This is a genomic window from Bradyrhizobium sp. STM 3557 (assembly GCF_045571465.1).
In the GTDB taxonomy this organism is placed as follows: domain Bacteria; phylum Pseudomonadota; class Alphaproteobacteria; order Rhizobiales; family Xanthobacteraceae; genus Bradyrhizobium.
This window is the reverse complement of the sequence record NZ_CP120697.1, coordinates 493,773-520,760: the sequence shown is the minus strand read 5'-3', so window position 1 is coordinate 520,760 and position 26,988 is coordinate 493,773. Positions and strand designations below refer to the sequence as shown.

Annotated in this window: 25 protein-coding genes; 3 read left to right on the top strand and 22 right to left on the bottom strand. The window is 66.2% G+C overall.

Features of this window, described 5'->3' with window-relative positions; genetic code table 11:
- Positions 1 to 6: 6 nt before the first annotated feature.
- The 20 genes from P6U24_RS02430 to P6U24_RS02335 form a co-directional block, all read right to left on the bottom strand.
- Positions 7 to 633 carry an FMN-dependent NADH-azoreductase gene (locus tag P6U24_RS02430; RefSeq protein WP_407157623.1) on the bottom strand — a complete coding sequence of 209 codons (627 nt, stop codon included), beginning with the start codon at positions 631 to 633 and terminating at the stop codon, positions 7 to 9.
- Between the two features lie 8 nt (positions 634 to 641).
- Positions 642 to 2,213, bottom strand: coding sequence for an isochorismatase family protein (locus P6U24_RS02425; protein ID WP_407157622.1), 1,572 nt, complete (start codon positions 2,211 to 2,213; stop codon positions 642 to 644).
- Between the two features lie 10 nt (positions 2,214 to 2,223).
- Entirely contained in the window at positions 2,224 to 3,072 is an 849-nt protein-coding gene (locus P6U24_RS02420; protein WP_407157621.1) for an MBL fold metallo-hydrolase, read from the bottom strand.
- A gap of 19 nt (positions 3,073 to 3,091) precedes the next feature.
- Positions 3,092 to 3,982: an amidohydrolase family protein gene (locus tag P6U24_RS02415; RefSeq protein WP_407157620.1), complete on the bottom strand. Its 891-nt coding sequence runs from the start codon at positions 3,980 to 3,982 to the stop codon at positions 3,092 to 3,094.
- The gene (locus tag P6U24_RS02410; RefSeq protein WP_407160743.1) at positions 3,979 to 5,088 is read right to left on the bottom strand and encodes a VWA domain-containing protein; all 1,110 of its coding nucleotides are present in this window, start codon (positions 5,086 to 5,088) and stop codon (positions 3,979 to 3,981) included. Before P6U24_RS02410 ends, P6U24_RS02415 begins: the two co-directional genes overlap by 4 nt.
- Before the next feature lie 5 nt (positions 5,089 to 5,093).
- Positions 5,094 to 5,975 carry an AAA family ATPase gene (locus tag P6U24_RS02405; protein ID WP_407157619.1) on the bottom strand — a complete coding sequence of 294 codons (882 nt, stop codon included), beginning with the start codon at positions 5,973 to 5,975 and terminating at the stop codon, positions 5,094 to 5,096.
- A gap of 7 nt (positions 5,976 to 5,982) precedes the next feature.
- Positions 5,983 to 7,005, bottom strand: a complete 1,023-nt coding sequence (locus P6U24_RS02400; RefSeq protein WP_407157618.1) for a xanthine dehydrogenase family protein molybdopterin-binding subunit — start codon at positions 7,003 to 7,005, stop codon at positions 5,983 to 5,985.
- Between the two features lies 1 nt (position 7,006).
- Positions 7,007 to 8,599: a xanthine dehydrogenase family protein molybdopterin-binding subunit gene (locus tag P6U24_RS02395; RefSeq protein WP_407157617.1), complete on the bottom strand. Its 1,593-nt coding sequence runs from the start codon at positions 8,597 to 8,599 to the stop codon at positions 7,007 to 7,009.
- 11 nt (positions 8,600 to 8,610) lie between these two features.
- Positions 8,611 to 9,090: a (2Fe-2S)-binding protein gene (locus P6U24_RS02390; protein WP_407157616.1), complete on the bottom strand. Its 480-nt coding sequence runs from the start codon at positions 9,088 to 9,090 to the stop codon at positions 8,611 to 8,613.
- Between the two features lie 5 nt (positions 9,091 to 9,095).
- Positions 9,096 to 9,914, bottom strand: coding sequence for an FAD binding domain-containing protein (locus tag P6U24_RS02385; protein WP_407157615.1), 819 nt, complete (start codon positions 9,912 to 9,914; stop codon positions 9,096 to 9,098).
- A gap of 235 nt (positions 9,915 to 10,149) precedes the next feature.
- Positions 10,150 to 10,593 (bottom strand): SRPBCC family protein, encoded by a 444-nt coding sequence (locus P6U24_RS02380; protein ID WP_407157614.1) that lies wholly within the window; start codon positions 10,591 to 10,593, stop codon positions 10,150 to 10,152.
- A gap of 1 nt (position 10,594) precedes the next feature.
- Positions 10,595 to 11,032 carry an SRPBCC family protein gene (locus P6U24_RS02375; RefSeq protein WP_106326043.1) on the bottom strand — a complete coding sequence of 146 codons (438 nt, stop codon included), beginning with the start codon at positions 11,030 to 11,032 and terminating at the stop codon, positions 10,595 to 10,597.
- Positions 11,033 to 11,038: 6 nt separating this feature from the next.
- Positions 11,039 to 13,933 carry a flotillin domain-containing protein gene (locus tag P6U24_RS02370; protein WP_407157613.1) on the bottom strand — a complete coding sequence of 965 codons (2,895 nt, stop codon included), beginning with the start codon at positions 13,931 to 13,933 and terminating at the stop codon, positions 11,039 to 11,041.
- A gap of 19 nt (positions 13,934 to 13,952) precedes the next feature.
- Positions 13,953 to 14,786 (bottom strand): phosphoenolpyruvate hydrolase family protein, encoded by an 834-nt coding sequence (locus tag P6U24_RS02365; RefSeq protein ID WP_407157612.1) that lies wholly within the window; start codon positions 14,784 to 14,786, stop codon positions 13,953 to 13,955.
- 3 nt (positions 14,787 to 14,789) lie between these two features.
- Positions 14,790 to 17,003 carry an ABC transporter permease gene (locus tag P6U24_RS02360; RefSeq protein ID WP_407157611.1) on the bottom strand — a complete coding sequence of 738 codons (2,214 nt, stop codon included), beginning with the start codon at positions 17,001 to 17,003 and terminating at the stop codon, positions 14,790 to 14,792.
- On the bottom strand, positions 16,996 to 17,778 hold the full coding sequence (locus P6U24_RS02355) for an ABC transporter ATP-binding protein (RefSeq protein WP_407157610.1): 783 nt from the start codon (positions 17,776 to 17,778) through the stop codon (positions 16,996 to 16,998). The genes P6U24_RS02360 and P6U24_RS02355 overlap by 8 nt, the downstream gene beginning before the upstream one ends.
- The gene (locus P6U24_RS02350) at positions 17,771 to 18,850 is read right to left on the bottom strand and encodes a branched-chain amino acid ABC transporter permease (protein WP_407157609.1); all 1,080 of its coding nucleotides are present in this window, start codon (positions 18,848 to 18,850) and stop codon (positions 17,771 to 17,773) included. Before P6U24_RS02350 ends, P6U24_RS02355 begins: the two co-directional genes overlap by 8 nt.
- A 2-nt stretch (positions 18,851 to 18,852) precedes the next feature.
- On the bottom strand, positions 18,853 to 19,863 hold the full coding sequence (locus P6U24_RS02345; RefSeq protein ID WP_407160742.1) for a branched-chain amino acid ABC transporter permease: 1,011 nt from the start codon (positions 19,861 to 19,863) through the stop codon (positions 18,853 to 18,855).
- 170 nt (positions 19,864 to 20,033) lie between these two features.
- Positions 20,034 to 20,861 carry an AraC family transcriptional regulator gene (locus P6U24_RS02340; protein ID WP_407157608.1) on the bottom strand — a complete coding sequence of 276 codons (828 nt, stop codon included), beginning with the start codon at positions 20,859 to 20,861 and terminating at the stop codon, positions 20,034 to 20,036.
- A gap of 126 nt (positions 20,862 to 20,987) precedes the next feature.
- The gene (locus P6U24_RS02335) at positions 20,988 to 22,238 is read right to left on the bottom strand and encodes an ABC transporter substrate-binding protein (RefSeq protein ID WP_407157607.1); all 1,251 of its coding nucleotides are present in this window, start codon (positions 22,236 to 22,238) and stop codon (positions 20,988 to 20,990) included.
- 1,235 nt (positions 22,239 to 23,473) lie between these two features.
- Between P6U24_RS02335 and P6U24_RS02330 the strand changes: the two genes are divergently transcribed.
- Both P6U24_RS02330 and P6U24_RS02325 read left to right on the top strand, forming a co-directional pair.
- On the top strand, positions 23,474 to 23,731 hold the full coding sequence (locus P6U24_RS02330; protein WP_407157606.1) for a type II toxin-antitoxin system Phd/YefM family antitoxin: 258 nt from the start codon (positions 23,474 to 23,476) through the stop codon (positions 23,729 to 23,731).
- On the top strand, positions 23,728 to 24,111 hold the full coding sequence (locus P6U24_RS02325; protein WP_407157605.1) for a type II toxin-antitoxin system VapC family toxin: 384 nt from the start codon (positions 23,728 to 23,730) through the stop codon (positions 24,109 to 24,111). Before P6U24_RS02330 ends, P6U24_RS02325 begins: the two co-directional genes overlap by 4 nt.
- Positions 24,112 to 24,117: 6 nt before the next feature.
- Here P6U24_RS02325 and P6U24_RS02320 read toward each other — a convergent pair whose 3' ends face one another.
- Positions 24,118 to 24,639: a YchJ family protein gene (locus tag P6U24_RS02320; protein WP_407157604.1), complete on the bottom strand. Its 522-nt coding sequence runs from the start codon at positions 24,637 to 24,639 to the stop codon at positions 24,118 to 24,120.
- A gap of 139 nt (positions 24,640 to 24,778) precedes the next feature.
- Complete coding sequence (locus P6U24_RS02315; protein WP_407157603.1) at positions 24,779 to 25,153, bottom strand: hypothetical protein; 375 nt, start codon at positions 25,151 to 25,153, stop codon at positions 24,779 to 24,781.
- A gap of 538 nt (positions 25,154 to 25,691) precedes the next feature.
- Between P6U24_RS02315 and P6U24_RS02310 the strand changes: the two genes are divergently transcribed.
- On the top strand, positions 25,692 to 26,738 hold the full coding sequence (locus P6U24_RS02310) for a hypothetical protein (protein ID WP_407157602.1): 1,047 nt from the start codon (positions 25,692 to 25,694) through the stop codon (positions 26,736 to 26,738).
- The last annotated feature ends 250 nt before the right edge of the window (positions 26,739 to 26,988 follow it).

The window sequence follows — 26,988 nt, the reverse complement described above, 5'->3', positions numbered from 1 at the left end:
TGAGGATCAGAACCGCGCCGCGAGCTCGCCGAGGCGGCGATGCACGCCATTGCGCGCCGTCCGGATCGGCTCTGCGGGGCCAGTGGTCGGGCCGATCGGCACGAACTGCACGCTGCGGATGCCGATGAAGCGTAGCGCCTCGCGCAAGTAAGGTGTCGCCATGTCAACGCGGCCGCGGTTCATGCCCGTGATGAAATCGCTGCCGCTCGCCATGATGACGAGCGTCGGCCGGTCGCTCAGCAGCGGCAGATAGCCGATCGCCGGATCGAAGCGGAAGGTCAGGCCCGGCTGGCTGATCACGTCGATCCACTGCTTGAGCTTGTAGGGAATCGAGAAATTCCACATCGGCGTCGAGATCACCACGCGCTCGGCGAGCGCAAGCCGCAGTGCCAGGCGCTCGGCCACCGCGAAGGCATCACGCTCCGCGTTGCTGAAGTTCCGGCCATCGATGCGGGCATATTTGGCATCCAGGATCGGCCCGACGAATTCGGGCAGCGGCTCCCGCCACAGATCCATCTCGTCGATATCCCAATCGACATGAGTTTCGCAGAATCGCTCGACGAACATCCGGCCGGCGGCTGCGGATTCGGACTGCGCGCGCGGCGAGCAGATCATATGCAGCAGCTTCGGCATCGCCGTCCTCAGCCCAGCGCCTTCAGCACGGTATCGGCGTTGGTGACGACGGAGACGTTCTGCAGCGCGAAGTTGATCGAGGCACTGTGCCAGTCGGCGTTCATGGTCGAGCAGCAGTCCTCCGGCACCACGATGAAATAGCCCTTGTCGGCGCCGGTGCGCGCGGTGTGCTCGACCGACATGTTGGTCCAGGCGCCGGTGTTGATGATGATGTCGCGCCCCGTCGCCTTCAGGATCGTCTCCAGCCGCGTGCCTTCCCAGGCGCTCATCCGCATCTTCTCGACCACGAAATCGCCGGCGCGTGGCTCCAGCCCCTGCACCGGCGCGGCGCCCCAGGTGCCGCGCACCAGCGCCTTGCTATCGACCAGCCCCTCGAACAGCGGCGCATTGAGCGTCACGCCCGGCGCGCCGGGCTCGACGACAAACCAGACATGGATGATGACGACGCCGCGGGCACGTGCGGCCTCCGCGAGCCGCCTGACATTCTCGACGACGCGCTGCTGGCGTGCATGCGCTGGCGCACCAGAGTCCGCGAACGCGCCGCCTTCCATGATCACGTCGTTCTGCAGATCCTGGATGATCATGGCGCAGCGCGAGGGATCGAGCTGCATATCGCCACCGGCAAGCTGCGGCGCAGAGGTCGTCGATCGTGCCGCCGGTCCGCCAGCGCGCGCGGACATATAAGGCTCGTGGCGCGGACCGACCTTGGTCGGAATGGCATAGACCGAATGGGTCGCGGTCAAATACAGCGTGCGAAACTCGGGGCCGCCCCAGGCGAGATTGGCGACGAGCTCGGGCACGCGCACCTTGCCGAGCAGATTGCCATCCGGCGAATAGACCCAGACGCCGCCGGGCGCGGTGACCCAGACATTGCCATGCTGGTCGCATTTCATGCCGTCGGGCACGCCGGGCTCGAGCTCGGAGCGGATGGAGCTGGCAAAGACGCGCGCATTGGAGAGCCCGCCGTCGGCATTGACATCGAACACGCGGATCATCGCCTGTACGGTGTCGTTGACATAGAGCAATCGCTCGTCGGGCGAGAAGCACAGCCCGTTCGGCTGGTCGAACAGATTGCGCTCGACGACGAGCCGCGGCGCGCCGCCGCCTGGCGGCACGCGATAGACGCCCTGAAAGCCGAGCTGGCGCGGCCGCTCCACGCCATAGACCGGCATGCGACCGTACCAGGGATCCGAGAAATAAATCGCGCCGCTCGAATGCACGCAGACATCGTTCGGGCTGTTCAGCTCCTGGTTTTCGAAATGCGACGCCAGCACCTCGCGCCGTCCGTCGGGCCGCTCGCGGATCAAGGACGAGGTCGCATGCTCGCACACGATCAGGTTCAGCTCGGCATCATAGGTCATGCCGTTGCACTTGTTGGACGGGCGGCGCACCTCCGTGGTGCCACGCCGCGCATCCCAGCGCCGCCGCACATCGCCCGGCATGTCCGAGAACAGCAGGAACTGCTCGCGCGGATGCCAAATCGGCCCTTCCGTGAACTCGAAGCCGGTCGCGACCTGGCCGACCGGCGCGTAAGGATCGATCAGGTTTTCGAATTCCGGCCGCACCGTCACATGGGTCATCGATTACATCTCACGCCGGAAACCAGTGCCGCTGCGGCAGACTCTGCACAACAGGACCAGGCACCTGATCGTGCAGCCGGCCCACCACCACGCCGTGCTCGACCTTGGCAGGGCGATCATGCACCGGCAGCAGATAGCGTGAACTACTCAAGAGCTTCTTGATCGCAGCCTTCTCGGCGCGCTTGGACGTGCCGTGATTGCCGGTCGTGCGCGGCTCGCCGTCGTGGATCTCATTGAACGGCGTCACGATCTGATCGTTGAAATCATAGATCACGTCGCCGCAGATGGTGGCGATGCCGTCAGAGGTATGGACGTGGATGTTCATCGAGCCCTCCGTGTGCGCATTCGCCGCCTCGCAATAGACACCCGGCATCAGCTCGACTGCGCCGGTCAGCTCGAGATCGAGGAAGCGCAGCGCACCCTTGGTGTGCAGACGGTCGACCAGATGCTTGATGTCGGGCGCGGGATATTGCGGATGCATCAGGCCCGACACCGAATATTCCAGCTCGCGTCGGTTCAGCACGACGGTCGTGTTCATCGGAAACAGATCGTCCTTGCCAGCATGGTCGATGTGCAGATGGGTGTGGCAGACATAGCGGACGTCGCCCATCCGCACGCCGTGACGCATGAGCTGGTTCTCGATCATGTTCTCGTGGAACTGCAGCCCGCGCATGCCGAGCGTTTCCATGATCTGGTTGGAGCGATAGCCGGTGTCGACGACGACGGGATAGGGACCGCCGAGGATAAGGAAGCCGAGCGTCAGCACGCGCCTCGTGCGGCCGCAATCGCGCCCCAGCACCAGGAAGCTCGATTCCAGCTCGATATCGCCGTAGTCCAGGATCTTGATCTCCAGCGGCATTGGTCCTCCCTTGATGGTCTTATGCGTCGAGCCGGTAGACCCGGCTCGCCGTGGTGCGGAACAGCGCATCGCGCTCCTGTGTGCCGAGCGGCGCAGCAGCCGCGCGGAATGTATCGACCAACGCGCGATAGCTGGTCCACAGCTTCTCGATTGGAAAGTTCGATCCGAACAGGCAGCGCTCAGCGCCGAACAGCGCCACCGTCCCAGCGACAATGTCGGCAATGTGTGCAGGATCATTGCGATGGATGAAGGTGCCGAGCCCGGACAGTTTCGAGACCACGTTCGGGCGGGCCGCCAGCTTTGCCATGCCCGCGCGCCACGCCGCGCGCCCCTCCGGCGACAGGTCTTCCAGCATGCCGGCGTGCTGCAGGATGAAGGTAACGCGCGGGCATGCATCGGCAAGACGCGCGGCACCCGGCATCTGCGGCGCGAACACCTGCAGATCGAAGCTGAAACCGTAATCGGCGAGATGCGCGACGTTGCGCTGGATCACCGGATCGTCGCAGAGGTCAGGGCGAGATGCGAAGCGGTACAGCGGATTGGGATGCCAATGCAGCTGCATGCGCACGCCGCGCACCAGAGAATAGCGCTTTAGCCGATCGAGCTGCGGCCGCACGTCGCCGACCGATATGTCGGCATAGGCCACGATCGCATGCGGCCAGCCGCGCTCATGTGCCGTCCGCTGCACCCAGGCCGCCTCGTCCTCGAACCGTTCCCTGGCCCAGTTGGTCTGCACATAGACCGAGCGGGTGACACCGGAGCGGGCGAGATCTCCGAGATATTCGTCGATCGTGTAGTCGCGCCGGATCGGCGCATAGGGGCCGAAGATGCGCGGCTGCATCGGGCCAATCAGCCAGGGCAGATCGGCCTGACGCCAGATGTGGTGATGCGCGTCGACGATCCCGGTCATGCCGCCCTCCTCTGCGCCAGCGACAATACATGCGTGACGATGTCGGCTGTCGAGCCGCCGCTTTCGAGGTCATCGACCAGCTGCGCAATCGCTATCAGCGCCTCGGTCTGCGGCCTGAAACCAGGCCCGGTCGCGAGCGGCGTCAGCCAGCTCAATCGCCAGGCGCGGCGCGACAGCCTGGCGACTGCATCGCGCAAGCTCGCGACATCGCCGCGCTCCAGCCCGTCGGAAATGACGATGACCGCAGCACCGCGCGCATAGCCGGCAAACCGCGGCACACTGAGGAACGCCTGCAATGCATCGCCGATCCGCGTGCCGCCATCCCAGTCGCTGACCAGGTGCGACGCCGCGCTCAGGGCCTGCTCGCGGCGCTTCAGCCGCAACGGTCGCGTCACCCGCGTCAGCCGCGTGCCGAAGGTGAACACCTCGACATGCGGCGCGGCCTGCACCAGCGCATGCCCGAGCGCCATGTTGTCCTCGGTGCGCGCCTTCATCGAGCCGGAGACGTCGATCAGCAGCAGCACCTTGCGCGGCCGCGGCCGGCGCTTCAGCCGGCCGAGCCGCAGCACCTCACCGTCGCTGCGCACGCTGTCGCGCAAGGTGCGGCGCAGATCGGCGAACGGGCCGCGGCGGGACCGCATGCGGCGATGACCGCGCCGCCGTGGCAGCCGGCTTCGTGCCTCACGCGCGAAACGCCGCAGCGCGTCCCCGGTCGCACGCTGCTCGAAGCGGCGCGCCACCAGCGCCTCGTTGCGCGCGGCAGCGAGGCCCGATTCCTTGGTCTCGTCGGTGAGCGGCGTCTCGTCCTCGCCGCGTCCCTCCTCCTGCAATCGCACCACCTCTTCGTCCTCGGCGCCCGGGCCCTCGACAGCCTCGCGCCCACGAAAATGCAGGTCGAACAACCGATCATAAGTCGCGCGCCGCTCCGGCGGCGGCGCCAGCGTCGCAAGCCCGGCTTGATAGATGTCGTCGAGGCTGCGCGGTCCGAGCAGTTTGACGGCCGAAAGGAATGCGGTGGTCTGCTCCGGTGCGACCGCAAAGCCGTTGAGGCGCAGCAGCCCGGCGAAGGCGACGAATACGCGCGAGCCGCGCGGCAGTTCGGCCATCTCGCTCACGCCACCGCCTCCGCAATCAATTCATCGAGCCGCGGCGCGATGTAGCCAAGATCCTCCTCGTCCTTCAGCGCCACGCCGATTGCGCGCTTGAACGCATCCGGCCAGCGCGCGCCGCCCTTGTGCAGCAGTGTCGCGGCCTCGGCCCAGTCGACCGCTTCGGCTATGCCGGGCGCCTTGGACAATGGCTCGCGCCGAAGACGGCTGACCGCAGCGACCACCGCGCGCGCCGTCGACTCTGCGACGCTGGACGCCCGCAGCATGATGATGCGCGCCTCGCGCTCGGTCGTCGGATAATCGATCCAGTGATAGACGCAGCGACGCCGCAGCGCTTCATGCAAATCGCGGGTTCGGTTCGAGGTCAGGATCACCACCGGCCGCTCGGCGGCGCGCACCGTGCCGCGCTCGGGAATCGAGATCTGGAAGTCGGAGAGGAATTCGAGCAGGAACGCCTCGAACTCCTGATCGGCGCGATCGATCTCGTCGATCAGGAGCACCGTCGCGTCGGGCGCGCGCAACGCAGCCAGCATCGGCCGCTCGATCAGGAACGCCTCGCCATAGATGTCGATGGTCTGATCGCCGGCCTGCCGGATCGCCAGCATCTGCCGCGGATAATTCCACTCATAGAGCGCAGCGGAGGCGTCGATGCCCTCATAGCATTGCAGCCGGATCAGCCGGCGGCCGAGCACGGCGGCAATCGCTTTCGCCGCCTCAGTCTTGCCGACACCGGGCGCGCCTTCCAGCAGCAGCGGCTTGCCGAGCGCGAGCGACAGATAAGCCGCTGTCGCGAGGCCTTCATCGGCAAGGTAATAGGCCGAGCGCAGCGCCCGCTCCAGCGCCTCAGGGCTGTCGATGCCTACGATGTTGCTGCGAACTGCCATGCGCCTCTCACCGTCGCGGCTGCGGCCTCGCGCCGCCCTGCGCCTTGATCGCGCGCAGCACCTTCTCTGGCGTGATCGGCAACTCATCGATGCGCACGCCGACCGCATTGAAAATTGCGTTTGCGATCGCCGGCAGCACCGGATTGGCGCACATCTCGCCCGGCCCCTTGGCGCCGAACGGCCCGTCCGCCGCGGGCCGCTCCAGCACGGCAATATCGTGCGGGCAGATGTCGCCCGGCCCCGGCATCAGATATTCGACGAAGTCGCGCGGACCATGCGCGGGATTGGGATAATAAGGCTCCGGCGTCTCGTACAGCGCGTGGCTGACGCCCATCCAGGCGCCGCCGACCAGTTGCTGCTCGACCAGCCGCGGATTGAGCGCACGCCCGAGCTCATAAGCGCTGTCCATCCTGATCATGCCGATCTCGCCGGTCTCGTCGTCGACCTCGACCTCGGCAACCAGGCAGGCATGCGCGTAGCACGTCGCCGGCGACATCTCGCCGGTTTCCGGATCGACATCCGACAGCGGCACCAGGAAGATGCCGCGCCCCGAGATGGTGCGTCCCTGCTTGAACTGCGCCGCGATCGCGACGTCCTTGGTGGAGATCGCGCGATGCGGCGCGCCCTTGACGTGGATGTTGCCGCGGCCGTCGGTCTCCAGATCGGCGGCATTGACCTCCAGCTCCTCGGCCGCCGCCTCCATCATCACGCCGCGCGCCTCGCGCGCCGCCGCCATGACAGCATTGCCGACGCGATGGGTGCCACGCGAGGCGAACGAGCCCATGCAATGCGGGCCGGTGTCGGAGTCGGCGGTGTCGACATAGACGTCCTCGACCGGCACCCCTAACGTCTCGGCGCAGATCTGCCGCGTCACCGATTTCATGCCCTGGCCGAGATCGATCGATGACAACGCCACTGTGAACTTGCCGCTGGGATTGGAATGCACCAGCGCCTGGCTGGGATCGCCGCCGAGGTTCATGCCTATGGGATAGTTGATCGAGGCGATGCCGCGTCCGCGATGCCTGGTCATCTCAGCGCCTCCTGGTGCCGAACACGGAGGAGAACCGGGTGGCGCCATGCGACGGCGCCGTAGGCTGTGGCGGCGGAGGCGCAGGTGGTGGTGGCGGCGCCACCGGCCGCTGGTCATGGGCAGGCACCGCGAGCCCACGATCGTAACTGGTGCGCTGCTGCGCCGGCGCTACGCGCGGCGCGACGGGTTCACGCGGCGTCGGTGTGATCTCCGCGCGCGCGCCGCCGCCGTCCTTGCGCGAGGACATGCGCTTGAACTCATCGCGCAGCGGCCATTTGGCCTTCTCGGCCGCGACCTGCACGCATTCGATCAGCGCGGTGTTCTTGGCCTCGCGCCGATGCGCCTTCATGTCGCCGTCGCGATAGGCATTGATCAGGCGGAATTCCATCGGATCGATGCCGACAAGATGCGCGAGCTTGTCCATCTGGCACTCGATCGCGAAATCCATGCCGGTGACGCCGAAGCCCCGCATCGCGGTGGCAGGCGTGCGGTTGGTGAACACGCAATAGATGTCGCCATAGACGTTCGGGATGGTGTACGGCCCCGGCAGATGCGCGGCGCATTTCACCACCGCGTAGCTCGACAGCCGCGTATAGGCGCCGCTGTCGAAATAGGCCCGCACCTGGCGCGCCGTGATGCGGCCGTCGCGCCTGACGCCATCCTTGATGTAGATGCGCTCGGCGCCGCGCGGCGGACCGTACTGCATCTCCTCCTCGCGCCCGAGCACGTAGCGCACCGGGCGCCCGGTCAGCATCGCACCGAGGATCGCGAGCGGCTCGGTCAGGGTATCGACCTTGCCGCCGAAGCCGCCGCCGACCGTGCCGCCGATGAAGTGGAAGGTGTTGGAGGGAACGTCGAGGATCTTGGCGCAGGTATCGAGCGAGAAGAACAGGGCCTGCGTCGAGGTGTAGACCACATAGCGGCCGTTGGTGTCGGGCGCCGCGATCGAGCCGTTGGTCTCGGTCGGCGCGTGCTCGATCGGCGACATCTGATAGCGTTGCTCCAGCACGTGATCGGCTTCGGCAAAGCCGCGCTCGAGATCGCCGAAGCGTAGCTTCTGATGATCATAGCGCTCGTGATAGATGAACGTGTTCTTCGGATAGGTCTCGTTGACGACGGGCGCGCCCGGCCGCAGCGCCTCCTCGACATCGAACACGGCGGCGAGCGGCTCGTAATCGACGCGGATTTTCGCAATCGCCTCATAGGCCTCGCGCGGGCTGTCGGCGACCACGGCCACGATCGGCTCGCCCTTGTAGCGCACCTTGCCCTCCGCCAGCGACGGCTCGTCGTCCTTGCCGAAATTGATGAGGCTGAGCAGCGTATTGAGATTGCGCGGCACGTCGCTGCCCCTGATGATCCGCCGCACACCCGGCGCACGCTCGGCTTCCGCGGTGTCGATGCGCCTGATCCGAGCATGCGGATGCGCGCTGCGCAGCACCTTCAAATGCAGCATGCCCTGCAGCTTGTGATCGTCGAAATAGGCCGAGGTGCCGGTGACATGGCCGAGCATGTCCTGGCGCTGCGTGCCCTTGCCGATTTCCTTCAAATTATCGTCGCGCTCGTCGGCGAAGATGTCCTTGCGCAATTCCAGCATGGCGATGTCCTTCAGGCGCGGGCACGCGACGCGGAGGCAGCGGCCAGCACCGCATTGATGATCGGCTCATACCCGGTGCAGCGGCAGATGTTGCCGGAGATCGCCTCCACGACTTCGGCGCGGCTCGGCTGCGGGTTGTGGTCGAGCAACGCCTTCGCGGCCATCAGCATGCCCGGCGTGCAATAGCCGCACTGGGCGGCGAAATTGTCGGCGAAGGCGCGCTGCAGCGGATGCAGGTTCGGGCCTTCCTTCAGTGCGTCCAGCGTCTCGACCGAGCGGCCGGCCACCGTCTCTGCCAGCGTCAGGCAGGACAGGTGCAGCTCGCCGTCGATCAGCACCGAGCAGGCGCCGCAGCCGCCCTGCCCGCAGCCGAATTTCGGCGTCATGTCGCCGATCAGCTCGCGCAACGCCACGAGCAGGTTGACGCCGCCATCGACGAAGATTGCGACGTCGCGGCCGTTGTGCCTGAATTGCAGCGCGGTCTTCGCCATCTCTCCTACTCCTGTCCGGACAGCAGCCGCCGCAGGTGCACGCCGGCGATCTCGCGGCGATACCAGGCGCTGGCGAGCGCGTTGTCGGCCGGTGATGTTCCCTCAGTTACAGCCGCTGCGGCTGCATTGATCGATCCGCCGTCGAGCCCGCGCCCTTCGAGCGCACGCTCCGCTGCCTTGGCACGGACTGGCACCGGCCCCATCGATCCCAGCGCAATCCGGGCACCGCTGATACGGCCGCCACTGGGCGGCAGATGCGCCGCCAGCGTGATGACAGAGCCACCCTTCGGCTTGATGCGGGCCACTTTCCGATAGCGAAACGCTTCCGCGCTCGCCGGGCGCGGGCAGGAGACCGACAGCACCAGCGCGCCGGCGTGCAGCTCGCGTGTCTGCAGGAATTCCTCGATCGCGATGTCGCGCACACCGAGGCCGCCATGCACTGATACGACTGCATCCAGCGCCAGCAGCGCCACGGTGAAGTCACCATAAGGAACCGGCGCGAACAGATTGCCGCCGAGGGTGCCCATGTTGCGCACGGCTGGCCCGCCGATCGAGCGCGCCGGCGCATGCAGGAAGGCGAGATCGCGTTCGGCCAGAATGCGCGCGAAGGTGACACCGGCGCCGATCACGACACGCGTGCTCGACGCCTCGATCCGCGTCAGCGCGTGATCCGCGGCCCGCACGACGGTCGCAATGGAGATATCGCCCTCGTTGAGCGCTCGCATCACCAAGGTGCCGCCACCGAGGTAACGGGCGGACCGATCCGACGACAGCGCCGCTGCCGCTTCGCTGGTGCTCGCGAAGGTCTTCACCGTGACCGGCATTGGTCCGCCTCCGAGGTATACGCAGGTCTTGCGAGGTTTGTTGGTGAACTCTCGCGAAGTACCCGGTGCGCTCCCTCTCCCCGTTCTTTACGGGGAGAGGGTTGGGCTGAGGGGTGAACGCCCGATCGCTGCTCGTTGTTAGACCTGTACCCCCTCACCCGGATGGCATCTTTCGATGCCATCCGACCTCTCCCCGCAAGCGGGGCGAGGTTAAGGGAGCAAGCCGAGATATAGTTCATGCAGCCTCCTTCAGATGGCGGCGGATGGCGTCGAAGCCGCCTTGGTAGATATCCTCCGCCACCATCTTCGTGATCGAGTCGGCATCCGCAGGCCGAGTCGTGAAGCGCGATTCCCAATGCCAGAAGGTGCGGTCGCCATCGGTCACCGGCAGCAGCCGGACATGGGCGACATAGTTGAACATCGGGATCGGCGTATCGAGCAGGCAGTAGCTGAAGGTCTGTTCGAGGTCAGACAGCGCCAGCAATTGTTCGCGCAGTTCGGAGCCGTCCTTGAGCTTGAAGCGCCTGATGCAGCCAATCTTGTCGGAGGCCTGGGCCCGCTCGATGGAAGAGGTCGCGACCGCCGGATGCCAGCGATCGTGGCCGTTGAAGTCACGCAGCACGTCCCACACCCTTTCGGTTGGGGCATCGATGATCGTGCTCTTCACGACATGCGGCATGTCAGCCTCCGAATGCCCGCTTCAAGGCATCGAAGCCGCCCTGGAACACGCCGCCACCGATATTGTTGACGAGCTCGGTCTCCCGCTCCGGCGCACAGTCGAACTCCGCGGTCCATTCCAGGAAGGTCTGGTCACCGTCGGTGACCGGCGTCAGCCTGAGCGTCGCGACATAGTTCTCGACGCCCATCGGCGATTCCAGGATCGAATAGGTGCAGAACATGTCGTAGTCGGACAGGCCAAGCAGCTTCTCGCGAATGCGGTCGCCGTTGCGCAGGCGAAAGTCGCGCACGCAGCCGATCTTATCGGCCGGCTCGCCGCCCTCGATGCGACTCTCCGCGATCGCCGGATGCCAGTTCGGCAGGCCGTTGAAGTCGCGCACGCGCGCCCAGACGCGATCGTTGCGCGCGTTGACGACGGTGGACACATAGACGCGAGCCATCGTGCATCAACCCTTCTTCTTCGGCCCGCGGTCGGCCGCCGGCTCCGCACCACCGCTTGGTGCGGCCGGCGGCTTACCATCAGCTTTCCGTGCGGCATCCTTGATGCCCTGCATATCGCGAGCCTCGCGGATCAGCCCCGGCATCTTGGCGAGACTGCCGCCCTCGACCCCGATGTCGGACAAAATGGAATCGATCAGCGGCGCCTGCACCCGGTAGCGCAACGCCGAGTCGATCACTTCGTCCGTAGCGCTGCGTCCCCCATTGCCATTGCCTTTGCCGCCGTGCCCGTTGAGACCATCCACCTGGAGGATGCGGATGCCCTCGATCTTCTCCATCGGCTTCACGCTCTCGCGTACGATGCCCTCGATGCGATCGAGCAGCTTGCGACGGAACAGCGAGTAGCGCGCCTGGTCGCTGAGCACGTTCTCGGCCTCGTTGAGCATGCGCTGCGCTTCCGCTTCCACCGCCGAGCGCACCCGCTCGGCCTCGGCGGCGATCCGCGTCTCCTCCGCCTGCTTCTCCGCGAGCAGCACCTCGACGGTCTTGCGGCGCCTGGCGACCTCGCTTTCTCGCGCGGTCACGACGCGCTCGGCTGCTTCGGTCGCACGCATCCGCGCTTCTTCAGCCGCAGCGCGCGCGGCGGACTCCTCCAGCGACTTCTGGTGCAGCGCGATCGCCTTCTCCATCAGCGCGGTCTCGACATCCTTCTCTCGCGTGACTTCCAGCTTGCGCAGCTCGCGCTCGCGTCCGATGCGCGCCTCGTCCAGCCCGCGATCGGAGGCGATACGCGCGCGCTCGACCTCCTCGCGCGCGGCGATCTCTGCCTCCTGCAGCGCCTGCACGCGCCCGACCTCGAGCTGCTCGATCGAACGGCGCCGCTCCAGCCGCGCCGCCTCTAACGCCTGCTCGCGCGTCACATCCGCGGTCTCGACCTCCTTGCGCGCCTTGATCTCGGCTTCCTTGACCTGGCGGTCGGCATCGATCCGCTCTGAGCGCTTGGCGGCGAGCTCAATCACCCGGGCCTCGTCGGCGAGCTCGATCGCCTTCTTCTGGTCGATGTTGAGCACCTCGCGCGTCTTCGAAGAGGCGATCCGCTCTGTCTCCAGCGCCAGCTCGACATCGATGCGCTGCCGCTCGACCGCCTCGCGCCGTTTCAGCTCGGCCGCTTCGATCGCCTCGGTGCGTGCGATCTCCAGCCTGCGGGTTTCCTGCTCGGCGCGGATGCGCTCGGCCGCAACCGCCTTCTCCTGCGCGATGCGTGCCGCTTCGATGGCCTCGCGCGAGGCGATGTCGGCTTCCTCGACCGCACGGGTCCGCGCGATTTCCAGCGCCCGCACCCGCTCCTCCTGCGCGATGCGGCTGGCCTCGATCGCCTCGCGCGCGGTGATGCCGGCGACATCGAGCGCCTGGTTGCGCTCGATCTCGAGCCGGCGCGTCGCCTGCTCGGAGCTGATGCGCTCGGCCGCGAGCGTCCGCTCGCGCGCGATGCGCGCCGCCTCCACCGCCTGCTGCGCCGCGATCTCGGCCTCCTGGATGGTCCGCACCTGCGCGATCTCCAGCGCCCGGGTGCGCTCGTCGGAGGCGATGCGCTCGACATTGACCGTCATGGTCTGCGCGATCCGCGCCTTCTCGGTCGCCTCCCGGGCCGCGATCTCGGCTTCCTCCACCGCGCGGGTCCGCTCGATCTCGCGCCGCCGCGTCTCCTCCTCGTTGGCGATGCGGGCGTCGGTGACGATGCGGTCCTGCTGGATGCGCGCCTTCTCGACCGCCTCGCGCGCCGCGATCTCGGCCTCTTCGACCGTGCGGGTGCGTTCGATCTCGCGTTGCCGCACCTCGCGTTCGCTGGCGATGCGCGTCATGTCGATCGCGCGCTGATTGGCAATCCGCGCCTTCTCGATCTCCTCCCGTGCCAGCAGCTCCCTTTCCTCGACCGCGCGCATGCGTTCGATTTCCTTGTGGCGGGTGTCGCGCTCGGAGGCGATGCGCGCATCGGCAATGGCGAGCTCGTTGGCGATGCGCGACTTCTCGATCGCCTCGCGCGCCATGATCTGGGCCTGCTCGGCCTCGGTCTCGCGCAGCGCGCGCTCACGCGCCACCTCGGTGCGTTGCAGCGCCCGGCGCATCTCGATGTCGCGCTCCTGCTCCAGCCGCGCAGTCTCGCTCTCGCGCTCGATATCGAGCGCCTGCCGCTCGGCTTCGAGATTGCGGGTGCGGATGCGGATCATCGAGTCCTGCTCGATATCATTGCGCAGCTTGCGCTTGGCCTCGATCTCCTCCATCAGGCTGGTCAGGCCCTGCGCGTCGAACCGATTCGACGGGTTGAAATATTCGAGATCGGTCTGGTCGAGATCGGTGATCGCGACCGATTCGAGCTCGAGGCCGTTCTGCGCCAGCGCCTCGGCCGCCGCCGCTTTGACCCGCGCGACATATTCGCCGCGCTGCTCGTGCATCTGCTCCATCGTCATCTCGGCCGCGACCGAGCGGATGGCGGAGACGAACTTGCCCGACAGCAGCGCCGAGAGCTGCTCCGGCTCCATCGTGCGCCGGCCGAGCGTGGCCGCGGCGATCGCGACCGCTTCCCGGGTCGGCTGCACCCGCACATAGAAATCGGCTTCGATGTCGACGCGCATGCGATCGCGCGTGATCACCGCGTCCTGCCTGGCGCGCGTGATCCCCATCGGCAGCACGTTCATGTTGACCGGCGTGGTGTCGTGGATGAACGGCAGCACGAAGGCGCCGCCATTGATCACCACCCGCTCACCCAGGAAACCGGTGCGCACGAACGACACTTCCTTGGACGAGCGGTGGTACAGCCAGTTCACGATATAGACGGCGATCACGATCACGACGATCGCGATGATCAGCCAGAGGATCAATTCGCCGATCAGATTCCCGGACATCGCTTCCCTCCCTTGACCTTCATCGGGCTCCGATCGCCTTGAAACGGCGAACCTGCTCCGTCAGCGCCCGCTCGACCGGCAGGCGCTCCATTGACGATGCGCCGTAGAACCCGTGACATTTACGCGTGTGCTTCATGATGAAATCCGCATCCGCCGGCTCGGCGATCGGGCCGCCATGAGCCAGCACCAGGATCTCCGGATTGACGCTGAGCGCTGCCGCGGCCCAGGCATCGATCCGCGCCGGACAGTCTTCGAGCTTGAGTGCGGTCTGCGCGCCGATCTCGCCGCCGGTGGTCAGGCCAAGATGGCAGACGATGATGTCGGCGCCGGCGATCGCCATCGCAGCCGCCTCGGCTTCGCTGAACACGTAGGGCGTGGTCAGCAGATCCTTCTCCCGCGCCCTTGCGATCATGTCGATCTCAAGCGCATACGACATGCCTGTCTCTTCAAGGTTCGCGCGGAAGACACCGTCGATCAGCCCGACGGTCGGGAAGTTCTGCACGCCAGCGAAGCCCAGCGCCTTGAGCTGATCCAGGAACACATCCATGTCGCGAAACGGATCGGTGCCGTTGACGCCGGCGAGCACCGGCGTCTTCGTCACTACCGGCAACACTTCCCCTGCCATCTCGATGACGATCGCGTTGGCGTCGCCATAGGGCATCAGCCCGGCGAGCGAGCCGCGGCCGGCCATGCGATAGCGACCGGAATTGTAGATCACGATCAGATCGACGCCGCCGGCCTCCTCGCATTTGGCCGAAAGGCCGGTGCCGGCACCGCCGCCGACGATCGGCTCGCCTTTCGCCACCATGGCGCGGAATTTCCGCAGCAGTGACGCTCGTTCAAACCGGGCCATCGGTCACCTCGCCACTCTTCGGCGCGCACTAGCGCGGCCGACCAGACTGCGCAGCGCGCCCGCCACCGCGGCCGCGAATTCCGGCTCGTTGATATTGCGCTTGATACGGATGACCTGACGGCTGCCGGTCTGGCGCACGGTCTGCTCCAGCGCACGAAACAGTGCCGCATCCGCATCCAGATCCCAGAACGGCTGGCCAGGAGCATCCAGTGCCGATACGCCGCCCTCGGGCAGGAAGAAGCGCACCGGCCCGTCCATCTGGTTGAGGCGCTCGCCGATCCAGCGCCCCATCCGCGCGTTCTCTTCCGCGGTGGTGCGCATCAAGGTCACCTGCGGATTGTGGACGTGGAATTTGCGTTGCCGGTAACGGTCGGGAATCGTCTCCGGCCTGCCGAAATTGACCATGTCGAGCGCGCCGACCGAGCCGACATAAGGCAGGCGGTTGCGGATGATCGCGCCGAAACGGTCCTCGGTCGCCGGAAACACGCCGCCCATTAACAGGTCACAGACCTCGGTCGTGGTGAGGTCGATGACGCCGGCCAGCACGCCGGAATCAACCAGCTTCTCCATCGACTGGCCACCGACGCCGGTGGCGTGGAACACCAGGCACTCGAAATCGCTGCGAAGATCAGCGGTGATCTTCTGCACCGCCGGCGTCGTGACGCCGAACATGGTGATGCCGATCGCCGGCAAGTCTTCCCTGCGATCGCGCGTCTGCTTGCCGCGTTCATCGAGCTGCGCCTTGACCATGCCGATCAGCGCGTTCGCGCCGTTGGCAAGCACTGTGCGCGAGATCGAGTTCAGGCCCTGCACATCGGTCACCGAATACATCATGGTGATATCGGCCGGGCCGACATAAGGGCCGACATCGCCGGAAGCCACCGACGAGATGATCAGCTTCGGCACCCCGACCGGCAGCGCGCGCATCGCAGGCGCGACCAAGGAGGCGCCGCCGGAGCCGCCCGCCGAGATGATGCCCACGACATTGCTCTGGCGGCGCAGCCAGTTGGCGAAAGCGTCCGCCATGGCGGTGACGGAGCTGCCGCGATCGGCGCCGAACACCGCGGCGCCGCCGCGCCCATGGTTGAGCGCGATCTCCTGCGCCGAGACATCGCAGGTCGCGGCCTTGCCGCTGGTGGAGAGATCGACCAGCCGCGCCCGCAGGCCGGCGCTCACGATGATGTCGCGGATGAAGCGCAGCTCGTCGCCCTTGGTGTCGAGCGTGCCCGCGACCAGCACCACAGGTGGACCTGACGGCTGGGATGACCGAGTCGGTTCGACTCGCCGCGCCGCGGTCTCAAGCTGCGTGACCCCTGTCGACAGCGTGCGCGCAGCCGCCTCGATCCGTGCGATCGGCACCGGTTGCGACCAGCGCGTCGGCGGCGTCGGATTGGAGATATAGACGCGGATCGGCCCACCGCTTCGCGGACGCGGCGCTGCAGCAGCGCCCGCCTGCGGGCTGGCTTGCACCATCTCGATATCGGCCTCGGCATGAACGCCGACGCCGAGCAACCGCTGTTGAAGGTCGCGATCGGCGGCAAGCCGCGCCGAATCGATGATGCGATTGATGCGGCCGTTGACCATGATCGCGACGTTCTTCGAGATCGCGGTGGCGACGCCGATGTTCTGCTCGATCACCAGCACTGAGATCTCGTCGTCATCGCCCAGGCGCACCAGCATGTCCTCGACCTGCGCGACGATCACAGGCGCCAGGCCTTCGGTCGGCTCGTCCATGACAAGGAGATGCGGATTGGTGAGCAGCGCGCGTCCGATCGCGAGCATCTGCTGCTCGCCGCCCGAGAGCTGCCCGCCGCCATTGTTCCTGCGCTCGGCAAGCCGCGGGAAGGTGTCGTAGATGCGCTCGATCGTCCATGAGCCTGGGCGGATGCCCGCGGTCAGCCGCAGATGCTCGTCCACAGTGAGCGATCGCCAGAGACGCCGCCCTTGCGGGACATAGCCGACGCCCAGACGGGCGATGCTCGCAGGATTGAACCGAGTGATGTCCTGGCCGCGCACCCGTACGGAGCCTGCGCGCGGCGACAGCAGGCCCATGATGGTCTTGCACAGCGTGGTCTTGCCCATGCCGTTGCGGCCGACCACCGAGAACACGCCGGATGGCAGCGTGAGATCGACGCCTTGCAGCGCGTGGGAATGACCATAGTAGACGTCGAGGCCGCGGACCTCGAGTGCGGGACGCGTGGCGCTGCGGTCACTCATGGCCGGCTCCAAGATAGAGCTCCTGGACTTCGGGATCGGCTTCGATCTCCTGCGGCAGGCCCTCCTTGAAGATGCGGCCGTTGTGCATCATCGTCACGCTCTCGACGACGCGCAGCGCGACGTCCATGTCGTGCTCGATGATGATGTAGCCGATGTGCCGGGGCAGCGAGGTCAGGATCTCGATCAGCTCGCGCCGCTCGGTCGGCGACAGGCCGGCGGCCGGCTCGTCGAACAGGATGAAGCGCGGTGCGCCGGCGAGAGCCAGCGCGATCTCGAGCTGGCGCTGCTGGCCATGCGCGAGCTCGGCGACCCGCCGATCCCTGGCCGGCGTCAGATGCACGGCCTGGATCAGGGTCTCGGCCGCATGCATCAGCACGTCATTAGCGCCTGCGCGGAGCAGCGAGAAGCGGCCGCGCGAGACGCCGCGGCAGGCGAGATAGATATTGTCCTGCACTGTGAGCCCGGGAAACAGCGCCGAGATCTGGTAGGTGCGGCGTAAGCCCCTCCGGATGCGCTCATAGGGTGGGAAGCGGGTGATATCCTCGCCGAAGAAACGGATGGTGCCGGAGGTCGGCAGGAAATCGCCGGTGACGCAATTGAACAGCGTGGTCTTGCCGGCGCCGTTGGAGCCGAGCACCGCGCGCCGCTCGCCCGGCCGTACCGTGATCGTAATGTCGGTCAATGCCGCGAGCGCGCCGAACATGCGGGTGACGCCGCGCAGCTCCAGCGCCGCGTCCGAGCCGATCGCCTGCAGGCGCTGCGCGACGCTATCCATGATGCGCGCCTCGCTGCGTCTGCGCGCCGCGGCGGCGCCAGCGCTCCCACAGGCCGACAAGGCCATCCGACGACCAGAACACGATGACCAGGAAGCCCGCGCCGATCAGCAGGCGGAAGCGGTTGCCGTCGAGACCGAGCTGGACCAGCACGTCGAGCGCGAACGTGCGCAGGATGACGAAAATGAACGCGCCGATATAGGCGCCGATCGGCCGGGTGATACCGCCGACCACTGCGATGATCAGGATATCGATGCAGCGCTCCACCGCGACCGAGCCGGGCGAGATCTGCCGGTAGTTCCAGACCTGCAGCACGCCGCCCAAGGCTGCGATCAGCGAGGCGATCGCGTAAGCCGCGATGCGGTGCGCGTTGACGTGGAAGCCGAGCGCCGCCATCCGGCGGGGATTGTCGCGCAGGCCCTGCAGCGCGAGGCCGAACGGCGCACGGGCGATGTAAATGACCGCGAAGTAGCACGCCGCGGCGACCCCGAGTGTCACATAGTAGAACGGAATGTCGGCGCGCCAGTCGACACCGAAGGCCCGCGGCGTGGCGATGGTGTTCAGCCCGGTATGGCCGTTGAAGATCGCCCAGTTCTGATTGGTGAAGTAGTAGAATGCCGCGCCGATCGCGAGTGTGATCATGATCGTGTAGATGCCCTCGGTCCGCACCGCGAGCGCGCCGCCGAGCGTGCCGAACGCGGCCGCCAGCGCGAGCGCCGTCGGGACCGCGAGCCACCAGGGCCAGCCAAGGCTGATATTGGCGCTGCCGGAGACGCCGAACACGCCGACCATGTAGCCGGCGAAGCCCGCCACGGTGAGCTGCATCAGGCTGACCATGCCGCCATAGCCGGCCAGGAACATCAGGCTGAGCGCGATGGTGCCGAGGATCAGCGTGGTGCCAAAGATCTCGATCAGGAAGAATCCGTTGGCGAGCAGCGGCATGATCAGCAGGATGATCGCGACCAGCCACGGCAGCGGATGCTCGCTAATCGACCAGGGCGGCGCAACAGACTGCGGCAGCGCCGCTGCGGCCGGCGGCCTGGCATGCAGAGGAGCGCGTTCGGCGAGGGACATGATCAGCGCCTCGCGAGCAGGCCCTGCGGCCGCAGCGCCAGCACCAGCACCATGATCAGGAAGGTGACGACGATGGCGTAGGTCGGGATATAGACCGAGCCGAGCTGCTCGGCGAGGCCGATGATCAGTGCGCCCAGCGCCGCTCCGGGAATCGAGCCCATGCCGCCGACAATGACGACCACGAGCGAAGCCAGCAGGAAGCGCGTATCCTCGCCCGGCGACAGCGATTGAAAGGTGCCGCCGACCACGCCGGCTATGCCTGCAAGCCCGGCGCCGAGCGCGAACACGCCGACGAACACCAGCTGGATGCGCACGCCGGTCGCAGCCAGGATGTCGCGGTCATCGACGCCGGCCCGCACCATCAGCCCGACGCGGGTACGGTTCAGCGCCAGCCACATCAGGATGCCGATCACGACCGACGCCAGGAAGATCACCAGCCGCACCAGCGGATATTGCAGATAAACCGCCTCGCCTGACGATTTCACGGCGGTGACGAACGGCAGCTGCACCGGGCCGATCAGCCAGCTTGGCGTTGCGATCTGGTAGAAATCGCCGCCGCAGGCCCACAGCATCAGGTCGGCGAACACGATGGAGAGCCCGATCGTCACCATGGTCTGGCGCAGCTCCTCGCCCTCCATTCGGCGGAACACCACGAGCTGCAGCAGCACGCCGACCAGCGCCACCACCACGAACGCAACGATGAAGCTGAGCAGCCACGAGCCGGTGGCGGCGCTGATGGCATAGCCGACATAGCCGCCGAACAGATAGAGTGAGCCGTGCGCGAGGTTGACGTTGCGCATCAGGCCGAAGATCAGCGTGAAGCCGCTCGCCACCAGGAAATAGAGGCCGCCCAGCGTGATGCCGTTGAGCACGGCGTTGAGGAACACGCGCTTGCGGCCGATCGCCTCCTCAAGTCCCTGCGGCCAGACCGCGAGCACGAGCCATAGCAGCACGCCGGCCGCGATCAGAATGATCAGCGCCCATGCCGGATGACGCTCGATGAAGCGCGTCACGGTCATGATTGGTGCCGGGCCGTCGCGACGGCGCGCTGCATGGTTCCTCCCGAACCGCGGCCGCGTTGTTATGATCAAGGGCGTTTCGCCCCGGCCGCGTTGTCCGTGATCCTAGCCAGACCGCTGCGCGGCATTTGACCGTCAGTCTCTTTTCGCGTGCCGCGGCTGCGTCATGCGCGCAGCACCTTTGCTGCACGGCGGTAGTCCGTTGGCGCCATGCCGACATTGGCGGCGAAAAAGCGCGTGAAGCCGCTCTGCGAGGAGAAGCCGAGGTCGAAGCCGATATCGACGATCGGCGCTTCGGTCGTGACCAGCGCGTCCAGCGCCTGCTCCATGATCAGCGTGTTGAGATAGAGATGCGGCGTGACGCCGGTCTGGGTGCGGAACAGCCGATAGAAATGCGGCCGCGACAGCCCGGCCTCGCGCGCGATGCTGTCGAGCTCGATCTCCGCACCCGGGCTCTCCGACATCAGTCGGATCGACTTGCGGACGCGGAAATCGGTCACGCCGGCGCAAGGACGCTGGTCCGGCTCGGCCGTGGCGGATTGCCAGCTCTCGTCATGGCAGATGTCGATCAATTGACGGAGCTCGCAATCGAGGCTGGACAGCGACGGCGCGCCGCAGACCAGCGCCGCAGCGCGCCTGATCTGCTTTTCCAGCGCCGCGGTGCGGCGGAAATGCGTGCGTCCGAAGCGCAGCGATTTTCCGCTCGTGACATCGGGCGCGAACCATTCGGCATTGACATAGAGCACGAAGAACACCGCGCCATCGCCGAGATCGGCGGGCAGGAAGTTATGCGGCTCCCACGGATTGACCGCGACGATCGCATCCTCGCCGAGCCTGTAGCGCCGGTCGCAGACATCGATCGACGCCGGCGTGCCGCCGACATGAAAGATCAGGTGGCCTTCGCGGTGCGCATGCACGTTGAAGGGCCTGTTCAACTGGTACACCGTGGCACGACCGAACCGGCCGTGGAAGACGGCAAGCGCCCTGCTCATGCCCTCCCTCCTTAAGGGATGGACTTGTGTGTTGATCGCAGCGTTCCTCAACGCGTGCGGGAATTCAAGAGCCGTGTACCAGCGGCAAGCTGGCGCACGGCTCTCATCGCAGGTGCAGCAATTAGGTCAGTACTTCTTGCATTCCGGCACGGTGCGGCTCGGCAGGCCGATCTTGGCAAAAACAGCCGGATCATAGCCGAGCGTCTGGTTCACGTTCGGGATCACCTTGACGACCTTGCTGAACAGCGCGCCCTTGCCGTCATCGACCACTTCGGTGACGAAATTGGTGCCGATCGCCTGGCGGTTGGAATCGAGCTTGATCTTGCCGTTCGGCGCGTCGATCTCGATCTTCGCCAGCGCATCCTTCAGCTTGGCCTGGTTGTCGCTGAGGTCGCCATTGACCTGGCGCAGCGCCAGGATCAGCGCCATGGTCGAGTCGTAATAGTTGGTGGCGAGCAGCGAGGGCGAGGGGAAGCGCTTGTTTGGCGGGAACGCGTCCTGATAGGCCTTGACGAATTTCTGCCAGTTCGGATCGTCCCAGGTGTCGGCCTGACCAGAGGCAGCGATGGTGCCGATCAGCGCGTTCTTGGCGCTGCCTTTCGAGGACAGGATGGTCTGGTCGATCATGATCGAGCCGCCCATCAAATGCGCCTTGCCGCCGGCCTGCTGATACTGATTGAGGAAATTGACGGCGTCGGCGCCGCCGAGGCCGAGATAGATCGCATCGACATCGTCGGGCAGCGCCGCGATGACGGAGGCGAAATCCTTGGTGCCGAGCGGCACCCATTGCCGGTTGGTGACCTGGCCGCCGGCGCCACAGAATTCCAGCACCAGGCCGAACACCTGGGTGTAGATGAAGGAATAGTCCTCGCCGACGGTGGCGATCTTGCGATAGCCCTTGGTGTCATAGGCGTATTTGCCGAGGCCCACCTGCCACTGCGCGCCGTCCATGTTGTAGCGGAAGAAATTCGGCGCCGGATCGACGTAGGTCGCTTCCTGTGCGCCGGAGGCGGCGTTGACGAAGGTCAGCTCCGGATGTGTTTTGGCGAAATTCTTCACCGCGATGCCCTCGTCGCCTGACAGCGGCGACAGCAGGATCTGCACATGATCCTGCTCGATCAGCTTGCGCACCGCACGAACAGCGGAATCCGGCGTGGCGTCGGTGGAGGCGACCACGAATTCCAGCTCCTTGTCGCCGACATTCTTGCCGAGCACGTTGAGCGCGGTCTGGTGGCCGCGCATGCCGTCCTCGCCGAGCACCGTATAGGTGCCTTCCAAGGTCGCGGTGACGCCAACCTTGATCTTGTCGGCCGCGTGGGCCGTGGTCGCACATAATAGAGCCGTCAGCGCTGCGAGCCCGAATCCGCCTCTCACCATCGTCGATCCTCCCTCTGTCTGCCGGATCGTTGTCCGGCGTGATGCGACGGGGCCGTGTGCGTTGCGCGGCCCTCGTGTTGGCCGGCAGGCTAGCGCAGGAGGCAAGGCTGGCGCCCCGCGCGGAGGGTGCGCGGCTTGACGGGCAGTCTCATTTTGCATGCTGCGGTGCGCTGCCCTGTCGCGGCGCAACACGGGGTTGCCGAGGCCGAGGCCAGTTACTCCGCACGGCGGCTTCGCTCCCGATCGACACACTCTCAACTCGTCATCGCCCGCCACCCGGTCCGGTCTTCGGCCGGCTGGATGACAGGCTCCAGCGGGCGGTCCAGTAAACGCAGCCGATCATGATAAGGTGAGATCGCCACCCCGACCGTCAGCAGCGCTCCTTGCGGGAGCCGGACCTGCGACGCTATCGCCTGATGCGAATGTCAAACAACGCAGCCGCTCGCGTCCTCGCGGCGCATTCGCGCCCGAGCCTTGGCGGCATCATCCACCCCCGGAAAACGAGAGGGTGCAGGGAAGGCCGGGAGCTCGCCGCCCCCATGGCCCGCGTGCGAAGAAAAAATGCACGCGGCGGTTACCACAGGTTCGGCCGAGCCATCCCGGCCTTCCCTGCGCGATGGTGTTACGGTTGCTCCGCGCTCTCCCCGGGGACCGGCTTGTTTGCCCCCGTATTCGCGACGATGCTTCGCATCATCGCGTCCGCGACAATGCTCACGCATTGCGCGGGGCATCAGCACCGGGATGCCAGGACCACACGGCTTGGCCGTCCGCAACAGCACGCATCGTCCGCATGATGAGATCACGCTTGCGCACCCTCGCGGCCCACCGCTCCCCGCAACTCAACGTATCGCGACGACGCGTACGCCCCTCTGCATGAGGCGGGATGACGGCAGGATGCAGCTGATTTGGGGGTAGTTCAAAGCGGATTATTTTTCGCGCAAGATCTGGACATAGGTCACAGCGTTGAAAGCACGAAAGAAACTAGATCTTAGGAGCAGACGTTTCAAGCCGCACAGGTGAGCGAAGCCGTCGCGGGATCATAGATCATAGAAGTAGCTCATGATCATATCGTCATTGGTCTTCTGGATCACTTCATCGCTCACGAAGTTGCTTTAGCCGGAAGACGTGCGGTCACCCCAGCCGGACTGAAAGCGGCCACTGAGCGTCGGAGCATTGATTTGGACCATTAGACAGTCCAAATTCGGCGCGTCCCGTCCTCGCCAAGAATCGCACCTATGAAAGTCTCCGTCACGGACGCCAAGGGACAACTGACGGAGCTGGTGCGGCGCGCCGAGGCCGGCGACGAGGTCATTCTGACGCGGCATGGCCAGGATGCCGTGCGCCTAGTATCTGTGAAATCTCTGCCGAGTCGTGCGTCACGCCGGGCGCTGCTCGAAACGGTTCGTGCCGCCGGCGCGGCCAAAGCGGCGCCAGGCCAAAGCGCCGCGCGGAGCCAGGATTTCCTCTACGGCAATGACGGCCTGCCACGGTGATCGCGGTCGATACGTCAGCCCTGATGGCCATCGTGCTGAACGAAGCGCAGGCCGACGCCTGCATCGCCGCGCTCGAGGCGGAGGACCACCTTCTGATCTCCGCGGGGACGGCCGCGGAAGCGTTGATCGTCGCGTCCAGGCGCAATGTCGGTGAAGAGATGGAATGTCTCATCGAGGAGTTGGGCTTCGAGATCGAAAGCGTCACCCTGGCCACGGCACGACGTGTCGCGGCCGCCCATGCGCGCTGGGGCAAAAGCCTGCATCCGGCCGGTCTGAATTTCGGTGACTGCTTCGCCTATCAGCTCGCGATGGAGCATGGCTGTCCTCTGCTCTATGCCGGCGACGATTTCACGCGAACCCACGTCCGGCGCGCGGTCTAGAGCAGATCAGCCGCCACAGCACTTCTTGTATTTCTTGCCGCTGCCGCATGGGCAGGGGTCGTTGCGGCCGACCTTTGGCGCGCTCTGACGAACGGGCTGCGACGAGGAGGCGTGAGGCCGCTGATCCGCCACGTGCGCGGCCGTGTCGCCGCTGACGAAGCGCCAGGCACCGCGTTCGCCGCGGCGGAACTGCGAGACCTCGTGGTGCTCCATGATCTGGCCGCCCTGGCTGTAGGTCGCGACGAACTCCACCACCCCTTCGCGATCGCCCGGCCCACCGTCGTCCACGCGCAGGATGCGAAGACCCAGCCATTTGGATTGCCTCGCCCAAGCTAAAGCGGCGGCGCGATCGAACGCCGCGCGGTGCTCGGCTGCGAGCGTGCTGGCGATGTAGTCGATGTCGCCGCGCACATAGGCGGTGTAGCGCGAGCGCATCAGCGCCTCGGCCGTCGGCGGGCTCGTCTCACCACCGAGAAACGGACCGCAGCAGCCTTCATAGTCAAGTCCGGAGCCGCAGGGACATCGCATGCGATGACGCTAACACGAACCTGCACAAGCAAAAGCCGGAGCGGATGAGCAGCACGACGGCTTCATGATAGCGCCCGCGGAGATCATCAGAACTCAGGCATCTCTCACACGCGCCGTGCAGACGAACCAAGCGGTGTCGTCAGTCGTTGCTCCACCGGTCGCGCCCCTTCCAATAGGGACAATGCGGGCAGCTCTCGCCTTCCGGATAGTCGATGCCCTCCTCGTGCGGGCAGCCGATGATGCGATCGACCATGTTGACCGAATGCACGCCGCGGCTACGCAGGTGCTCGGCAATCGCCGAGAGGATCGCAGCATCCTTCCGCACGTCGCCCGTCTCCGAGAACCAGCGCCGCAGGTCGGCCTCGGCGCCCTGATACGCGATGACGCCGACGGCAACCTTTGAGGCATGGTCGCGATCGGGCCCGTAGAAAGCGATGGTGCCGACCGGATAGCCGCGCATGCCCTGCTTGGCCTTTTTCCTGAGCCATTTTTCCGGTTGGGGGCCGATCTTCATGGAAGCTGCTCGCCGTCAAACTCCAATGCCATAGGACCATTTCACGCGGTAAAATTATCACAGCAGCGGCTGACGAAAAACGCGGCGGCCCATTCGCATGATGTTTTCATTATCATGGCGCTGTGTCCACAAAGACGCAGGCGCCCGCCATCTCGCGGCTGGCGTGTGGATGCCGGGGCGAGGTCGTTCCGCATAGCCGAATCACGTGTTAACCATTGGGTAAGAAGTGGGTGTTGGGCGTTCGGCTGACCGGCCCGGCCCCCGCGCGGATCTGAAATTCGCGGACGTCCATTCGTTTCATCAAACGTGGCGTTCCACGCCGCGGGCCTGCCTTGCGTCCATCAGCAAGAGGGGCTGCGCGATCCCCGACGCACCTTTTTCGCGCGATGGCTGCTGGCCGTAATCGATGAGAAGCCTGCCGGACGTGCGGGCCGCCGCCTTAATCCCTCCTCTGCATCACCTGATGCCGGCGCGACAGCGTGGTTTTGAACCGCGCGGGCGCTGCCCAAGGGCATCACGACCGAATGGAGCGGCTCCGATGGCCGATGAGTCTATCATTATTCCCTGGAATCCCCCCCAGGCGACCAAGCCCCAACCTAAACCGGCGCGCGTCACCAAGCCGCGCAAGCCTGCCAAAGCCAAGACCAAGCCCGTTGCTAGGGCCGCCACCAAGGCAAAGGCCGCCACGCCGGCAGATCACGAACTGCCCGGGTCCGAAGCGCTGATTGCGCCCGACTTCATGGAGTTCGTCGAGGCGCAGGCGAAGCGCCCGGCCCTGCCGGCGAGCGCGCGGCTGCAGGCCAAGGCAGGCACACAAGCGGTCGCCGCGACGCCCGTCGCTCCATTGGAGCCCGCCGCATCGACAGAGCTTGCCTTGCCGGCGGAGCCGCCCGCACCGGAGGTCGTCGCGCGCGACGACCAGGCCGTGCGACCGCGCCCACGCCTGAGCGCGTCCTCGCTGCTGCTGCGGACGGCCGCGCTGGCGCTCGCCGGCGTCGGCATGGCGATGAACGGCTGGTTCGCCCAATCGCTCGGCTCAAGCAACATTGCGGGCTGGCTGTTTCTCGCCATCGGCCTCGCCGCCGACCTGGTCGCGCTTGTCATGCCGACCTGCGCCGCACGGCTCTGGCACGAGCGCCATCACTCGATCGCGCTCGCAGGCTGGGCGGTGTGGACACTGACCTTCGTGTTCGCCGTCACCGCCGGCATCGGCTTCGCCTCGACGAATATCAGCGAGGTGTCCCTCGCCCGCGCCTCGCGCATGACGCCGGCGATCGCCGCCGCGCAGGCGCAGCTCACGGATGCCATGGCCGCGCGCGACCGCGAATGCAAAGGCGGCGTCGGCAAGTACTGCCGGGAGCGCGAGGCGGCAGTCGCCGAGCGGCGGCACGCCTTCGACGCGGCGACGCGGGAGGTGGCGCAGACTGCCGATCCGCAGACCGAAGCCGCCGTCAAGCTGGTGGCGTGGCTCTCGCACGGCCTACTGAAGCCGGAGGCTGACGATTTCGCCATGCTGCGGCTGGTGCTGCTGGCGCTGCTGCCGCAGTTCGGCGGCATATTGCTGATGGTGGGCCGGCGCGCATAAGCCGCGCCTTGCGTTGAGCTGCAAGAATTTGCCGAAGCGGCGCGGCGACGCTACAAGGGCGTCGCCCAACTTCCGCACGCCCGATCGCGCCCGCCGCCGACGCCTCCTGTCATGCCAAGCACCTTGCTCAGCCGCGCTCCGACATCGCAGCCGAACGCACCGCGCAGCCGATGCGCGCCTCAATCGGCCGCAGCTAGAGCGTTTTCAAGCGAAGTGGATACCGGCTCGCGTCAAGAAAGCGCATCAAAAG

Bases quoted from the DNA above. Each gene is read 5' to 3' on its own strand.
- P6U24_RS02430 (WP_407157623.1), bottom strand. From the start codon at position 633: ATGCCGAAGCTGCTGCATATGATCTGCTCGCCGCGCGCGCAGTCCGAA.
- P6U24_RS02425 (WP_407157622.1), bottom strand. From the start codon at position 2,213: ATGACCCATGTGACGGTGCGGCCGGAATTCGAAAACCTGATCGATCCT.
- P6U24_RS02420 (WP_407157621.1), bottom strand. From the start codon at position 3,072: ATGCCGCTGGAGATCAAGATCCTGGACTACGGCGATATCGAGCTGGAA.
- P6U24_RS02415 (WP_407157620.1), bottom strand. From the start codon at position 3,982: ATGACCGGGATCGTCGACGCGCATCACCACATCTGGCGTCAGGCCGAT.
- P6U24_RS02410 (WP_407160743.1), bottom strand. From the start codon at position 5,088: ATGGCCGAACTGCCGCGCGGCTCGCGCGTATTCGTCGCCTTCGCCGGG.
- P6U24_RS02405 (WP_407157619.1), bottom strand. From the start codon at position 5,975: ATGGCAGTTCGCAGCAACATCGTAGGCATCGACAGCCCTGAGGCGCTG.
- P6U24_RS02400 (WP_407157618.1), bottom strand. From the start codon at position 7,005: ATGACCAGGCATCGCGGACGCGGCATCGCCTCGATCAACTATCCCATA.
- P6U24_RS02395 (WP_407157617.1), bottom strand. From the start codon at position 8,599: ATGCTGGAATTGCGCAAGGACATCTTCGCCGACGAGCGCGACGATAAT.
- P6U24_RS02390 (WP_407157616.1), bottom strand. From the start codon at position 9,090: ATGGCGAAGACCGCGCTGCAATTCAGGCACAACGGCCGCGACGTCGCA.
- P6U24_RS02385 (WP_407157615.1), bottom strand. From the start codon at position 9,914: ATGCCGGTCACGGTGAAGACCTTCGCGAGCACCAGCGAAGCGGCAGCG.
- P6U24_RS02380 (WP_407157614.1), bottom strand. From the start codon at position 10,593: ATGCCGCATGTCGTGAAGAGCACGATCATCGATGCCCCAACCGAAAGG.
- P6U24_RS02375 (WP_106326043.1), bottom strand. From the start codon at position 11,032: ATGGCTCGCGTCTATGTGTCCACCGTCGTCAACGCGCGCAACGATCGC.
- P6U24_RS02370 (WP_407157613.1), bottom strand. From the start codon at position 13,933: ATGTCCGGGAATCTGATCGGCGAATTGATCCTCTGGCTGATCATCGCG.
- P6U24_RS02365 (WP_407157612.1), bottom strand. From the start codon at position 14,786: ATGGCCCGGTTTGAACGAGCGTCACTGCTGCGGAAATTCCGCGCCATG.
- P6U24_RS02360 (WP_407157611.1), bottom strand. From the start codon at position 17,003: ATGAGTGACCGCAGCGCCACGCGTCCCGCACTCGAGGTCCGCGGCCTC.
- P6U24_RS02355 (WP_407157610.1), bottom strand. From the start codon at position 17,778: ATGGATAGCGTCGCGCAGCGCCTGCAGGCGATCGGCTCGGACGCGGCG.
- P6U24_RS02350 (WP_407157609.1), bottom strand. From the start codon at position 18,850: ATGTCCCTCGCCGAACGCGCTCCTCTGCATGCCAGGCCGCCGGCCGCA.
- P6U24_RS02340 (WP_407157608.1), bottom strand. From the start codon at position 20,861: ATGAGCAGGGCGCTTGCCGTCTTCCACGGCCGGTTCGGTCGTGCCACG.
- P6U24_RS02335 (WP_407157607.1), bottom strand. From the start codon at position 22,238: ATGGTGAGAGGCGGATTCGGGCTCGCAGCGCTGACGGCTCTATTATGT.
- P6U24_RS02330 (WP_407157606.1), top strand. From the start codon at position 23,474: ATGAAAGTCTCCGTCACGGACGCCAAGGGACAACTGACGGAGCTGGTG.
- P6U24_RS02320 (WP_407157604.1), bottom strand. From the start codon at position 24,639: ATGCGATGTCCCTGCGGCTCCGGACTTGACTATGAAGGCTGCTGCGGT.
- P6U24_RS02315 (WP_407157603.1), bottom strand. From the start codon at position 25,153: ATGAAGATCGGCCCCCAACCGGAAAAATGGCTCAGGAAAAAGGCCAAG.
- P6U24_RS02310 (WP_407157602.1), top strand. From the start codon at position 25,692: ATGGCCGATGAGTCTATCATTATTCCCTGGAATCCCCCCCAGGCGACC.